Origin of the sequence: Paenibacillus sp. NPDC056933 (assembly GCF_042674385.1) — a bacterium.
Taxonomy (GTDB): domain Bacteria; phylum Bacillota; class Bacilli; order Paenibacillales; family Paenibacillaceae; genus Paenibacillus.
Genome location: NZ_JBHUQN010000002.1, coordinates 318,385 through 331,684, shown reverse-complemented (window position 1 = coordinate 331,684; position 13,300 = coordinate 318,385). Strand labels below are relative to the sequence as shown.

9 protein-coding genes are annotated in these 13,300 nt (G+C 49.6%); all 9 read left to right on the top strand.

Annotation, left to right across the window (positions count from 1 at the left end; translation table 11 throughout):
* The first annotated feature begins 220 nt into the window (after positions 1 to 220).
* Positions 221 to 1,735 (top strand): carboxypeptidase M32, encoded by a 1,515-nt coding sequence (locus ACFTRD_RS16440; RefSeq protein ID WP_379381890.1) that lies wholly within the window; start codon positions 221 to 223, stop codon positions 1,733 to 1,735.
* Between the two features lie 146 nt (positions 1,736 to 1,881).
* Positions 1,882 to 2,886 (top strand): ABC transporter substrate-binding protein, encoded by a 1,005-nt coding sequence (locus ACFTRD_RS16435; RefSeq protein ID WP_379381888.1) that lies wholly within the window; start codon positions 1,882 to 1,884, stop codon positions 2,884 to 2,886.
* Positions 2,887 to 2,916: 30 nt separating this feature from the next.
* A complete protein-coding gene (locus ACFTRD_RS16430) occupies positions 2,917 to 3,711 on the top strand; it encodes an ABC transporter ATP-binding protein (protein WP_379381886.1) in 795 nt (264 codons plus the stop codon).
* A gap of 41 nt (positions 3,712 to 3,752) precedes the next feature.
* Positions 3,753 to 4,544: an ABC transporter permease gene (locus ACFTRD_RS16425; RefSeq protein WP_379383089.1), complete on the top strand. Its 792-nt coding sequence runs from the start codon at positions 3,753 to 3,755 to the stop codon at positions 4,542 to 4,544.
* 450 nt (positions 4,545 to 4,994) lie between these two features.
* Positions 4,995 to 5,972, top strand: a complete 978-nt coding sequence (locus ACFTRD_RS16420; protein ID WP_379381876.1) for an aromatic acid exporter family protein — start codon at positions 4,995 to 4,997, stop codon at positions 5,970 to 5,972.
* A gap of 75 nt (positions 5,973 to 6,047) precedes the next feature.
* A complete protein-coding gene (locus tag ACFTRD_RS16415) occupies positions 6,048 to 6,608 on the top strand; it encodes an outer spore coat protein CotE (protein ID WP_379381874.1) in 561 nt (186 codons plus the stop codon).
* 198 nt (positions 6,609 to 6,806) lie between these two features.
* Positions 6,807 to 8,057: a putative amidoligase domain-containing protein gene (locus ACFTRD_RS16410; protein ID WP_379381872.1), complete on the top strand. Its 1,251-nt coding sequence runs from the start codon at positions 6,807 to 6,809 to the stop codon at positions 8,055 to 8,057.
* Positions 8,058 to 8,257: 200 nt separating this feature from the next.
* A complete protein-coding gene (mutS, locus tag ACFTRD_RS16405) occupies positions 8,258 to 11,059 on the top strand; it encodes a DNA mismatch repair protein MutS (protein ID WP_379381870.1) in 2,802 nt (933 codons plus the stop codon).
* Between the two features lie 21 nt (positions 11,060 to 11,080).
* A complete protein-coding gene (mutL, locus tag ACFTRD_RS16400; RefSeq protein ID WP_379381868.1) occupies positions 11,081 to 13,291 on the top strand; it encodes a DNA mismatch repair endonuclease MutL in 2,211 nt (736 codons plus the stop codon).
* Positions 13,292 to 13,300: the final 9 nt, after the last annotated feature.

The window sequence follows — 13,300 nt, the reverse complement described above, 5'->3', positions numbered from 1 at the left end:
GCCTCCTGTTATCCAATACGATGAGCACGGCCACTTGCATCAAGTGCAGCTTGTCCTGCGCCCTATATTTTTATTCTTTTTTACCACGGTCTGCAACTCGCAATATTTTGCTCTATAGTAGAGTAATGCAAATTGCATCTGTTAAAAGTTGATTATACGCATTGCAAAAAGTATCATCAATAGGGTGTATAAACTTTTTTTGGAGAGGTGAACGTTAACAATGGATAAACACGCACAGCAACAGCTGGAATCCTTCCGTAATCTGGCCCGTAAAATCAAGAGTTATCATGAAGCCATTGGTTTGCTTCACTGGGATCTGCGCACAGGCGCGCCGAAAAAAGGCGTTCCGACACGTTCGGAAACGCTTGGATTGTTATCTACCGAAGCATTCAAACTGCAGACTTCAGTGGAGATGAAATCCTACCTGGATGCCTTAACAACTCCAGCGGTACTGGAACAACTGGAAGATACAGACCGCCGTCAGGTGGAAGACTGCAAAAAAGAGTATGATCGCAGTCAATCGGTACCACCTGAAAAAGTGCAAGCATATACCGTGCTCACAGCCAAATCAGAGACCGCATGGGAAGATGCCAAACATAACAGTGATTTCGCTGGATTCTCGCCCTATCTTACGGATATTGTGAAGCTCAAACAGGAGTTTATTGACTACTGGGGCGTGAAAGATACTCGTTACGATACCCTTTTGGACATGTATGAACCGGAACTCACGGTAGAAAAGGTAGATGCCGTATTTGCCCGTCTCAAAGCCCGTTTGGTGCCCTTGCAAGAGAAGATCAATGCATCGGCGAACAAGCCGAATACGGAGTTCCTGAACCAGCTGTTTGACAAGGATCAACAGGAAAAATTCAGCTTGTTTATTCTGGGACAAATGGGTTATGACTTTGAAGCCGGAAGACTCGATGAGAGTGTTCATCCGTTTGCAACGGGCCTGAATCCAGGTGATGTGCGGATCACGACGAATTATTTGCAGGATGATGTGACGAGTGCGGTCTTCAGTTCACTACACGAAGGCGGACATGCCCTGTATGAGCAAAATATTGACGACAGTCTGGCCGGTACCCTTCTTGCCGAAGGCACGTCTATGGGTATCCACGAATCCCAGTCACGACTTTGGGAAAATATGATTGGCCGCAGCCGTCCATTCTGGACGCGTTATTACAGCGATTTGCAGCAGCATTTCCCGCAGTTGAGCGAGGTTGAACTGGAAGACTTCTACCGGGCAATTAATAGGGTGGAGAGCTCTTTGATTCGAATTGAAGCGGATGAACTGACATACAATCTGCATATCATCATTCGCTATGAAATTGAGAAAATGCTGTTCAACGAAGGTTTGGAAGTCAAAGACCTGCCTGAGACCTGGAATGCCAAATACAAGGAATATCTGGGCATCGTACCACCAAATGATGGGTTGGGTGTGCTGCAGGATGTCCATTGGTCGGGTGGCGATTTTGGTTATTTTGCGTCGTACTCGCTTGGCAACATGTATGCTGCCCAGATTCTACATACCTTGCGTAAGGAATTGCCGGCGTTTGATGCCTATATTGCTGAAGGTAACCTGATTCCAATCAAGGAATGGTTAACGGACAAGATTTATCGTTATGGCAAAAGCCGCACACCGTCCGAGTTGATTCTGGCCGTAACGGGTGAAGAGCTGAACCCGGATTATCTGGCCGATTATCTGGAAGCGAAATATGCCGAGATTTACAAGCTGTAGGACAGCGATAACATCATCATCCAATGGTAGAAGAGCGGGGCGCATTTGCCCGGCTCTTCTTTTGCATGCAATTCTTAACCTTTTGTTAGGCAGCGGCATATCCATAGTAGAGAGAACAGCTGAAACCAGTGAGGGAGGGAAATACCATGAAATACACGCCCTGGTTCATCCGGGCCATTGTCATTTTGCTCATTATCATTGTGGCGCTCACCAGCTGCAATCAAGAGAAAAATGCAGGCAAAATTACGATTGGTGAGGTCACGCGTTCTGTATTTTACGCACCGGAGTATGTGGCGGTGGCCCAAGGTTTTTTTGAGGAACAGGGGCTTGAAGTGGACATTCAGACGACAGCTGGCGGTGACAAAACGATGGCGGCATTGCTCGCAGGTTCTGTTGACATCGCGCTGGTTGGGGCAGAGACATCGATCTATGTTTATCAGCAGGGAGCGGAAGACCCGGTCATTAACTTTGCCCAGCTTACACAGACAGACGGAACATTTCTGTTTGCCCGCAATCCCGAAGGAAGTTTCGATTGGAATCAATTGAAACAGAGTACTTTCCTTGGACAAAGAAAAGGCGGCATGCCTCAGATGGCAGGCGAATTCACGCTGAACAAACATGGCATTCATCCGCAGAATGATCTGGAGCTGATTCAAAATGTGGATTTTGCCAACATCGCTTCCGCTTTTGCCTCTGGTACAGGGGATTATGTGCAGTTGTTTGAACCCCAGGCATCCATCTTTGAAAAAGAGGGTCGCGGGAAGGTGGTAGCCTCGTTTGGAACGGAAAGCGGTCATCTGCCTTATACGGTGTTCATGACCAAACAAAGCTACATGAACGACAACAAAGATGTGGTTCAGAAGTTTACGAACGGCCTGCACAAAGCGCAAACGTGGGTAGATACCCATACGGCTGAAGAGATTGCTGAGGTCATCAAACCCTATTTCAAAGATATCGACCCAGCCATCCTGGTAAGCAGTGTGAATCGCTACAAGGAACAGGGAACATATGCAACGGATCCAATCATTGATGAAGAAGAATGGAATAACTTGCTCGACGTCATGACTGCGGCAGGAGAATTAAAACAGCGGGTAGAGTCTCCAACAATCGTCGATAACTCCTATGCAGAACAAGCGGCATCGAATAAGTAACCAGGTATTCAGGAAAGGAAGTGAGCACATATGCCTGAATCCGAAACGGTGATCAAACTGGAAGGGATTTCGCAAGTTTATGTCAGTGAGCGTGAAGCTTCACTGGTTATTGAAAATCTGAGTCTTCAGGTCAAGCAAGGGGAGTTCGTCAGTCTTGTTGGCCCCAGCGGATGTGGTAAAACCACGTTGCTGTCGATCATCGCCGGGCTGCTCACCCCGACCGCAGGCGAGGTCCAAGTTAAAGGTAAACGCATCGAGGGTCCTTCTGCCCAGATCGGTTATATGCTGCAACAGGATTATCTGTTTCCATGGCGGACCATTCTGGACAATGTCCTGATCGGACTTGAACTGACAGGTACGCTCGATGAACGGAGCCGTGAACGTGCGAGGGAGCTGTTGGCAGGCATGGGTCTCGCTGGCACCGAAGACCAGTATCCTTCCGAGCTATCCGGGGGTATGCGGCAACGCGTGGCGCTGGTACGCACACTGGCTACAGACCCGGGAATACTCTTGCTTGATGAACCCTTCTCTGCGCTTGATTATCAAACCAAGCTGCAATTGGAGGATTTGGTATCAGACACTTTGAAGGCGTCCGGTAAAACTTCGGTGCTTGTCACTCATGACCTGTCGGAAGCTATCGCTGTCAGTGATCGCGTTATAGTGCTTGATCGCAATCCGGGTCGCATTCGGCGGGAGTTCATCATCCCTGAGGAGCTGCGAAACGTGCAACCTTTTTACGCGCGGGAGCAGCAAGGTTTCAATGAGCTGTTTCAGGCGTTATGGAGCGAACTGGAACAGTCCGGAGGAGGTGAGAAGAACGGGTGAATCATGCGAATCAGAAGAAGCAGGAAATGCGTGATGACTGGATGAAACAGCTGCACCAAAGTCATATTCAGCAGGTCGCCAGATGGCGTCATAAAGTGCTGGCTGTGCAGCTGTCCATGCTGGTATGTATGTTTTTGTTGTGGGAACTGGCGGGACGACTGCGCTGGATCGACGTGCTCTTGTTCAGTTATCCAAGCAAAATTTTCAATCAGATTGGCAAGGACATTGCCAGCGGGGAGTTATGGGCGCATGTCGGTGTAACCGTTGGGGAAACGGCAGTTGGTTTTTTGCTGGGGACACTCGTCGGAACGCTGCTTGCGGTCCTGATCTGGTGGTCTCCTTTTTTGTCCAAGGTGCTTGATCCTTACATGGTTGTATTTAACAGTATGCCGAAGGTAGCGCTGGGTCCGATTTTTATTGTCATGTTTGGTGCCGGTTTTACGGCGATTGTTATGACGACCTTGTCAATTACGGTGATTATAACGACACTTGTTGTGTATAACAGCTTCAATGAAGTGGATCAGAATTATATTAAAGTCATCCGCACGTTTGGTGGCGATCGCTCCGAAATTTTTACCAAAGTGGTATTGCCCGCTTCCTTTCCCGCCATTGTCTCTACCTTAAAAGTAAACGTGGGCATGGCCTGGGTTGGGGTGATCGTGGGTGAATTTCTGGTCGCCAAGCAGGGGCTGGGGTATCTGATCATCTATGGATTCCAAGTGTTCAATTTCACTCTGGTTTTGTCCAGTTTATTGATTATTGCAGCGGTAGCGACAGCGATGTATCAACTCGTTGTTTATGTGGAACGCAAGCTGCTGGCAGGACGCAGGTAATTTTGCAAAGTATGCGTGTGTAAAAGAGTGCTTTACGATATGTATACAATTTCACAAGAGGTGTCACGTTGCCCGAACCCGTAAAATCAAGTACCATACTAATACGAATATTCCGCGCAGTCCGGAATGAATGCGACGATTGGAGAAGAGGGCCTAGAGGCTTCCGTCGCATCAATCAAATTGCCAGCGTCCCTCATCCGGGGCGTGTTATTGTGACCGGCATGCATGCGCATGTCGGTTGATGCCGTTTACTGGGCATTGTGTCCGAAATGATATGAAATTCTTTCGCTGCATTCTTTTTTAGTGGAGATGAAATGGTTTGTGGCAGGATGAGTAATACTAGGGAATGATATGCGAAAGTCGTTCTACAGGTATCGGACAAGCGGTCATGTGGAGAGGTGTGACGCGCTTGCTTTGACATTTTTGCAGCTTAGAGGAGAGGAATGTTAGATGGGTTTTAGGGTAATAAAAACCGCAATAGCCGCGCTGATGGCCGTGCTGATTGCGGACTGGTGCGGCTTGCCTGGACCAACATCGGCGGGTTTGCTCGCCATTCTGGGCGTGGACGTAACTCGAAAAAGAAGTATTCGTACCATTTCTGCCCGATTCTTCGCTTCCGTAGTGGGGCTTTTATTTGCAAGTGTACTTTTTCACTTTCTCGGCTTCCATTACTGGGTGCTGGCGGTCTACATACTGATTGCGTTTCCGGTTATAGTCCGGGCAGGGTTCAAGGAAGGTATTGTGACGGGGTCTGTCGTAGTGTTTCGGGTATTTGGCGGCGGAGAAATGGACGTCCATGTCGTTCTGGTACAAATTGGATTGCTGTTGGTTGGCCTTGGTTCCGCAATGGTGGTCAATCTGGCCTACATGCCGGCTGCTGATCCGCAGATGCTGCGTATCCGCAAAAGGATCGATGAATTATTCTCGGTCATCTTCAAGGAATTTGCAGCCACGTTGCGAAATCCCAACGAAGTCTGGGCAGGAAAAGAACTGATTGAAGCCGACAAGGCTGTCCTTGGCGGCATTGAAGCAGCCAAACGTTCATTGGAGAATCAGGTCATCCACCCGAACGAGGGCTGGAGTGTTTACTTTTATATGCGCAAAACGCAGCTGGATTCCATCCAGCATATGATGCATCTGGTCTCCCAGATCTATCAGAAGATGCCGCATGCGGAGATGGTGTCAGAGCTGTTTGATCAGCTTAGCCAGGATGTGTTGACCGAATCTTACACGGGACGAACCGAAAAACTTCTCGCAGATGTGCAGGAAGAATTCAGGCGAATGGATCTGCCGGATACAAGGGAAGAATTCGAGATTCGCTCCGCGATTCTCCAGCTGTGCCGGGAACTCGCGCTGTATCTGAAAATAGCCAAGAAGGACAAAGCACCGTCTCCGGTATCGGACCGGTCCCAATCTACAAATGAATAATAGAAAATAGTTGTCACCCTAGACGGATGCCCTGCATACACTTGTAAAGAATGATTGTATGGAGGAGGTTTAAAGATGTCATTGAGTCATAAACATCAATGTAGAGAGATCATCACGAAGGCGATCTGCGGCAAAGGTCGTAAGTTCTCTACCGTAACACATACCGTGACTCCGCCACATGGTCCGACCAGTATTTTGGGGGCTTGGATTATCAACCACCAATATGAAGCCGTATCAGCGGGGGACGGAATTGAAGTTATTGGTACTTACGATATCAACATTTGGTATTCCTATGACAAAAATTCACAGACGGATGTAGCCAAAGAAACAGTGTCGTATGTAGAACATGTGCCTTTGTCCTATCTGGACCCGAAACACCGGGCTACCACAGTAGAGGTATCTGCGGATGCAACGCAGGAACCGAGCTGTGTGGAAGCCACGGTGTCGGCAGGTGGAGGCAGCGTAATTATCCGGGTGGAACGGGAATTCGCTGTAGAGCTGGTCGCCGAGACTAAAGTTTGTGTGAAAGTGTGCACGGATGGTTGTGGAGATTACGAAGACAAGGATTATGACTTTGGCAGTGGTAATGGAGATTATGACGATCTCGATCCCGACCTGCTGGACGATGAACTGTAATTTCATCGCACTAGAACGATTAGTTAGGGTATTATATGCGCCGGAAGCGGCAGCGAAGAGGGCGCAAGCCCTCTTTTTTCATAATTATTATTTATAGGATCTATGAGGCTCCTGGATGTGCGTTGAAATACCTCTCGAAGGAAGGCTCCACCTTGTGGAGTTGTTTTCGTTTTTGGGCGATGGGGAAGGAGGGACAAGATGAATGTGACGGAAGAGGCTGAGGAAGCGGTGCGCCGATATGAACGCATGCTCCCTAGGGAACGGACCGATCGCCTGAAGCGATCCGGCATTGAAGTGATGTCCTCGCAGAGCAGGCGTGCCCGAGAGTTGGGCCTGCGTGTACGTTATGATGTAGAGATATGCTGCCTGCAAGCGATCCGAATCAAACGCAGAGATACCAGCGGCATGGGTGGAGCTCAAGAAAGTGTGCTGGACCCGGATGCTGCTTCGACGTTGTTCAAACGCATTGAACGGCTTGCCGTCAAAACATTGTACACAGTCGGACTGGATCACGGAGCTGTAAGACTGGAGGCTACAGGGAAAAGCGGGTGCGCTGTCGTCTCGATTGATCCGAGACCTTGGAAGGGCATGACCGACCTCTCTGCCATGTACCGCGCAGGATGGAAACAGCTTCAGTCTGAACTGGATGAAGAGCGGCATCGGAATACAGCACCTACACTTGGAATGGACCCCGAGTTCCTGCTTGTGCAGATGCCTGAATCCAAAATCGTACCGGCTTCCCGATTTCTGGAACGCACAGGTGTAGCAGGCTGTGATTCCGTGACGATCGGCGGACGGCGAATATATCCGGTAGCGGAACTGCGCCCAGCGCCCAGCTCCGAGCCGCGTGAACTGCTGGCACATCTGATGAGGGCCTTTGCGGTAGCCTCACGCAGCATTAGCGACCATTCGCTGATTTGGCAGGCAGGGGGGATGCCCCAGCGAGGACTGCCGCTTGGCGGACATGTTCATTTCAGTGGTGTGACACTGAACGGAGAACTGCTGCGTGCTTTGGACAATTATCTTGCTTTGCCGCTTGCCATTCTTCAGGACCCGCGAGGTTCAGGGAGACGCCCGCGGTATGGGGCACTGGGTGATTTTCGGCTGAAATCCTACGGTGGATTCGAATACCGCACATTGCCGAGCTTTCTGGTATCTCCTCTGGTTGCCAAAGGTGTCGTAGCGCTGGCTGGTCTGATTGCTGGTGGCTATAGTCAACTCCGTCAACGTCCATTGGCGAAGGAGGCAATCCATACCGCCTTTTATGAAGGGAACCGCGAAATAATGCAGGCACCTATTTCAGCCCTGCTGGATGACCTGACACAAATGGATGATTATGAGCGCTATGAACGTTATGCGGCTCCTTTAATTAGCCAATTAAGACAGGGGAGGACATGGGATGAGAGTCGGGATATACGTAAACTCTGGAATATTCGAGCAGGTTCATGAAGAGTGGGCACTTTTTTGGTATAATGAGAATTAAGACAATTTTGATTATCGTTATGGGAGAAATGGAACAGCAACCTGTGAGGGAAGCGGCGGATGGCCGAAACATGAGGCGGAGGCACGAATAAAGTGCCTGACCGCCTTATTGCTCCTTCCGGGTCAGCGCCTCTTCCTGACATCATAGGAACGGATGGAGGATACTCATGGCTCAGTATACGCCAATGATTCAACAATATTTGCAAGTGAAGGCCGAAGCGCAGGACGCTTTTCTTTTTTTTAGATTAGGTGATTTCTATGAAATGTTCTTCGAGGATGCGGTCAATGCGGCCCGTGAGCTTGAAATTACATTAACAGCACGCGCAGGCGGGGGAGAAGATAAAATCCCGATGTGTGGCGTGCCTTATCATTCGGCTGACAATTACATACAGCGCTTGATTGAAAAAGGATACAAGGTAGCCATTTGTGAACAAATGGAAGATCCAACGGTTACCAAAGGCATGGTACGACGCGAAATTGTACGAGTCATCACGCCCGGAACAGTAATGGAAGGCAAGACATTGGGGGACAAGTCCAACAATTATATGGTTTGCCTGACGGGGAACCAGAACACACTTGCACTAGCTGCCTGTGACTTGTCTACCGGGGAGCTCTACGTGACCTCTGTCCCATACTCCCAGGAGTGGCTAAAGGATGAGATCGGGATCTATGAACCCTCGGAACTGGTGGGGGATGCGGCGTTACTGGATACAGTTGCTACCCAGGCATCTCCAATCGGCCGTCCTGTGGTCTATACGCCGTGGACAAAGAGTAAGGAAGATCTAGTGCGGCAGCAATTCGGCGAAGCGGTATGGGCACGTCTGGAGCCTGAACGTCAAGCCTGTATTGCGCGTCTGTTCTCCTATTTAAGTGAGACACAGAAACGTTCACTTGGACAATTAACACAGGTTTCAACGTACGAGCCGGATCACTTTATGATTCTCGATCCGTTTACTCGGCGCAACCTGGAACTGGTGGAAACCGTCCGTGAACGTTCCAAAAAAGGTTCGTTACTGTGGCTGCTGGACCGGACAGAGACGTCCATGGGTGCCCGAATGCTGCGTCGCTGGGTCGATAAACCTTTGCTGCAAAAAGGCAAAATTAATGAGCGGCTGGAAGCGGTAGATACGCTGTATAACCAGTTTATATTGCGGGAGGATCTGCGTGCAGAACTCAAAGACATCTACGATCTGGAACGCCTGGTGGGCCGCATTGCCTTTGGTAACGCCAATGGTAGGGATCTGAATGCGCTGAAGATGTCATTGGACAAAATTCCGGGGCTCCGTCAGTATTGTGCAGATTCTCCATCCACGACGTTACAGCATATTGCTGGCATTATGGATGATTGTAGTGATCTGCGTGATGCAATCGTTGAGGCTATCGTTGATGAGCCGCCAGTGTCCGTGAGAGATGGAGGCTTGATCCGTGAAGGATATCATGAGCGGCTGGATGAGCTCCGGGAAGCTTCGGTGAATGGCAAACAGTGGATTGCAGAACTGGAAGCCAGAGAGCGTGAAGCGACTGGTATCCGCTCGTTGAAAATCGGTTACAACAAAGTATTTGGGTACTATATCGAAATTACCAAGTCGAACCTGGCTTCTCTGCCGGAAGGGCGTTATGAGCGGAAGCAAACACTTGCCAATGCGGAGCGTTATATTACGCCAGAGCTGAAAGAGAAAGAGACACTGATTCTTGAAGCTCAGGACAAAATGGTTGATATTGAATACGGCTTGTTCGCGGAATTGCGGGAACGGCTGAATCAGGAGATCGCCAGGCTGCAGAAGTTGGCTGAACTGGTCGCGGAGATTGATGTATATCAATCGTTTGCCGTTATCAGTGCGGAACGTAATTTCGTACGGCCTACATTAACCGATGGTTACAATCTGGTTGTGGAACAAGGTCGTCATCCGGTGGTTGAAGCCGTGATGCGAGATGGAGCTTTTATTGCCAATAATACAGCCATGCGCAAGGAAGAGGCTCAAATTCTGCTGATTACCGGTCCGAATATGGCCGGGAAAAGTACCTATATGCGGCAAGTGGCGCTGATTTCGATTCTGGCGCAGATCGGCTGTTTCGTGCCGGCTGGACAAGCTGAGGTACCGATCATGGATCGCATTTTCACACGGATTGGTGCGGCAGACGATCTCATCGGGGGACAGAGTACGTTTATGGTCGAGATGGCCGACATTCAGGTCATGACGGATAAAGCAACACCGCGCAGTCTGATTATTATCGACGAATTGGGACGGGGGACATCCACCAGTGAAGGCATGGCGATTGCGCAGTCCGTGATTGAATATGTGCATGATATCATTGGCTGTAAAGCGCTTGTATCCACACACTTCCACGAGCTTGCTCATCTGGAGGAAAGTCTGGACAAGCTGGCGAACTACTCCATGGCCGTTCAGGAGAGTGGGGACAAGGTTAATTTCCTCCGCAAATTGATTGCCGGGGCTGCCAGCAGCAGTTACGGAATTTATTGTGCACGACTTGCAGGTCTGCCGGATAGCATCATCGAGCGGGCAAATGGATTGCTGCATGGTTTTGAGCATGCCGCAGCTCAAGTTGCCGTTGGAAGTGAATTTGCCGGGAATGACAAGCGGCAACCGGATGAACAAGTTCATGGCGTGGAGTTTCAGTCTACAGACCATTCCTCATTAATACGGGAACATGAGACTGTGGAGAAGGTTGACTTCGGTGTTTTAATTGAGGATTCATCAGACCAGCAACAAGCCCATAAACCAGCCAGCAAGAAGCAGACAGGCTCCAAACATGCGGACGTGGTTCAACTGTCCATCTTTGGTGATGACGAGCCGGGTATAGCTCCGAAATCGGATGTAGTTGCAGTGGACAAGCCTGCCCGGGAGTTTATTCGCACTATGAAAGATATTGATGTGATGAACATGACCCCGCTTCAGGCGATGCAGATATTGAATGATCTTAAATTGAAGGCACAGCAATTATCCTGAGTATAGAGGAGGGGAAAACCTGTGGCGAAAATTCATGTGCTTGATGAACATATTGCCAACCAGATTGCGGCAGGTGAGGTGGTTGAACGACCTGCTTCAGTCGTTAAGGAGTTGCTCGAAAACTCAGTGGATGCAGGCGCCTCCAAGATTGATGTTACGGTGGAAGAGGGCGGGCTGCTTCGTATTCGGGTTAAAGACAATGGTTCCGGTATCGAACCTGAGGATATGGAAAAGGCCTTCTATCGTCATGCAACCAGTAAAATAGCTCATGGTCGCGATCTGTTTCAGATCACAAGTCTTGGATTCCGGGGAGAAGCCTTGGCGAGTATCGCCGCTGTCTCCAAGGTGGAAGTGTTATCGGCTAGCGGCAATGACGGGCGAGGGCGCCGAATCGTGATTGAGGGAGGCAAACTTCTCTCGCATGAGGATGCAACCTCACCCCAAGGCACGGATTTTGAGGTGAAAGAACTATTTTTCAATACACCAGCCAGGCTTAAATATATGAAAACGATCCAGACCGAGCTGGGACATATCTCGGATGTTCTCTATCGCATGGCCATGTCCCATCCTAACATCTCGTTCACGCTGCGTCATAATGAAAATACGCTGCTTCAGACGCTGGGCAACGGGGATCTGCTGCAAGTGGTTGCAGCGATCTATGGTACAAGTGCCGCCAAAGCCATGCTCCTCATTCAGGGAGAAAGTCTGGACTATCGTGTGAGCGGGCTAATCAGTCTGCCGGAATGGACTCGTGCCAATCGTGGCGGCATGTCAACCATTGTAAACGGACGATATATTCGGAATTATGGGCTCAACCAGGCTATTCTGAAGGCGTATCATACCTTGCTGCCTATTAATCGGTTTCCACTTGTCGTAGTGCAATTGGAGATGCACCCATCCCTGGTTGATGTGAATGTGCATCCGGCGAAGCTGGAGGTTCGCTTCAGCAAGGAAGCGGAGCTGTACGAGTTTATAGAAACAACACTGCGTGGAATATTACGGAAGGAAGTACTCATTCCACAGGTAACCAAGCAGCAGATTAGACGTGGAGATAATAGCTCCTTTATTCAGGAACAATTTCTTTTCCCGAGAGGGCCGCTAAAGGACGAAGCTGAATCCGCAGGTTATGGGCAATCGGGTCCTTTAGGGAAACATGCTGAACCCGGTAAAATGACCTCGGAGGATGATGATCTGGATTTGGATGCTCCGGCTGATGTGCAGTCAGGTACTGATGGCAACATGGAGGGTCAGACGCTGCCTTTGCCCGAACCTCCTCCCGAGCTTCCGCCATCCTACAGTCCATTCGGGGTGTTGAGCGGAGACTCAGGATCTAATGTTCTGAAGTATAATTATAGTGATAACGAAAGTTCCCATAACGATCCAGCTTCAGCTGTGAGTGGAAGTAACGGTGCTGCTACAGATGGTGTTTCGCAAGATGCCATACCTTCAACTGTGGATGGTAGACCATCTGCTTCGCAGCCTCCGGCTCCTGACTATCGTTCCAATTCGGTGGATTCTCCGGTTAGAGAAGGACGTTCATCTTATAACCCATCTGCGGCAGGTGCAAAAGGAGAGCGAAGCTGGAAGGCTCCAAGTTTACCGGACCCAGCCAGGCTGGCATCTGCCGTTAAATCGGATGTTTCCATGCCTGCGTTTCCCGAACTAAGTCTGATTGGGCAGCACCATGGAACGTATTTGATTGCACAAAATCAAGATGGTCTATATCTGATCGATCAGCATGCCGCGCATGAACGGGTGAATTATGAGTATTACTACGAGCAGTTTGGCAGTCCGGCTCAGGCGTCACAGGAACTGTTGCTGCCCATTACGCTGGAGTTTACTCCTTCCGAGACCGAAAAGCTTAAAACCAGGCTGGCTTGGTTCGAGCAGGCAGGTGTGTACTTGGAGCATTTCGGCGGGCAGACCTTCCGGGTACGTTCCCATCCGTTCTGGTTCCCAAAAGGGGATGAGAAAGACATTATTGAGGAGATGGCAGAATGGGTTCTGAGCGAACGTAGTATTGATGTTGCCAAGATGCGAGAAGCGGCATCCATTATGTGCTCTTGCAAGGCTTCCATCAAAGCCAATCAGAAACTGACGGATCAGGAGGCGGAAGTGCTGATTCAGCGTCTTGGTTCGTGCCGTCAACCGTATACTTGTCCACACGGGAGACCGATTGTGGTTTCATTTTCAACCTATGATCTGGAGAAATTGTTCAAACGGGTCATGTAGCTATTTAGG

Coding starts and splice junctions, on each gene's coding strand:
- ACFTRD_RS16420 (WP_379381876.1), top strand. CDS start 4,995: ATGGGTTTTAGGGTAATAAAAACCGCAATAGCCGCGCTGATGGCCGTG.
- ACFTRD_RS16410 (WP_379381872.1), top strand. CDS start 6,807: ATGAATGTGACGGAAGAGGCTGAGGAAGCGGTGCGCCGATATGAACGC.
- ACFTRD_RS16435 (WP_379381888.1), top strand. CDS start 1,882: ATGAAATACACGCCCTGGTTCATCCGGGCCATTGTCATTTTGCTCATT.
- ACFTRD_RS16415 (WP_379381874.1), top strand. CDS start 6,048: ATGTCATTGAGTCATAAACATCAATGTAGAGAGATCATCACGAAGGCG.
- ACFTRD_RS16425 (WP_379383089.1), top strand. CDS start 3,753: ATGAAACAGCTGCACCAAAGTCATATTCAGCAGGTCGCCAGATGGCGT.
- ACFTRD_RS16440 (WP_379381890.1), top strand. CDS start 221: ATGGATAAACACGCACAGCAACAGCTGGAATCCTTCCGTAATCTGGCC.
- mutS (WP_379381870.1), top strand. CDS start 8,258: ATGGCTCAGTATACGCCAATGATTCAACAATATTTGCAAGTGAAGGCC.
- ACFTRD_RS16430 (WP_379381886.1), top strand. CDS start 2,917: ATGCCTGAATCCGAAACGGTGATCAAACTGGAAGGGATTTCGCAAGTT.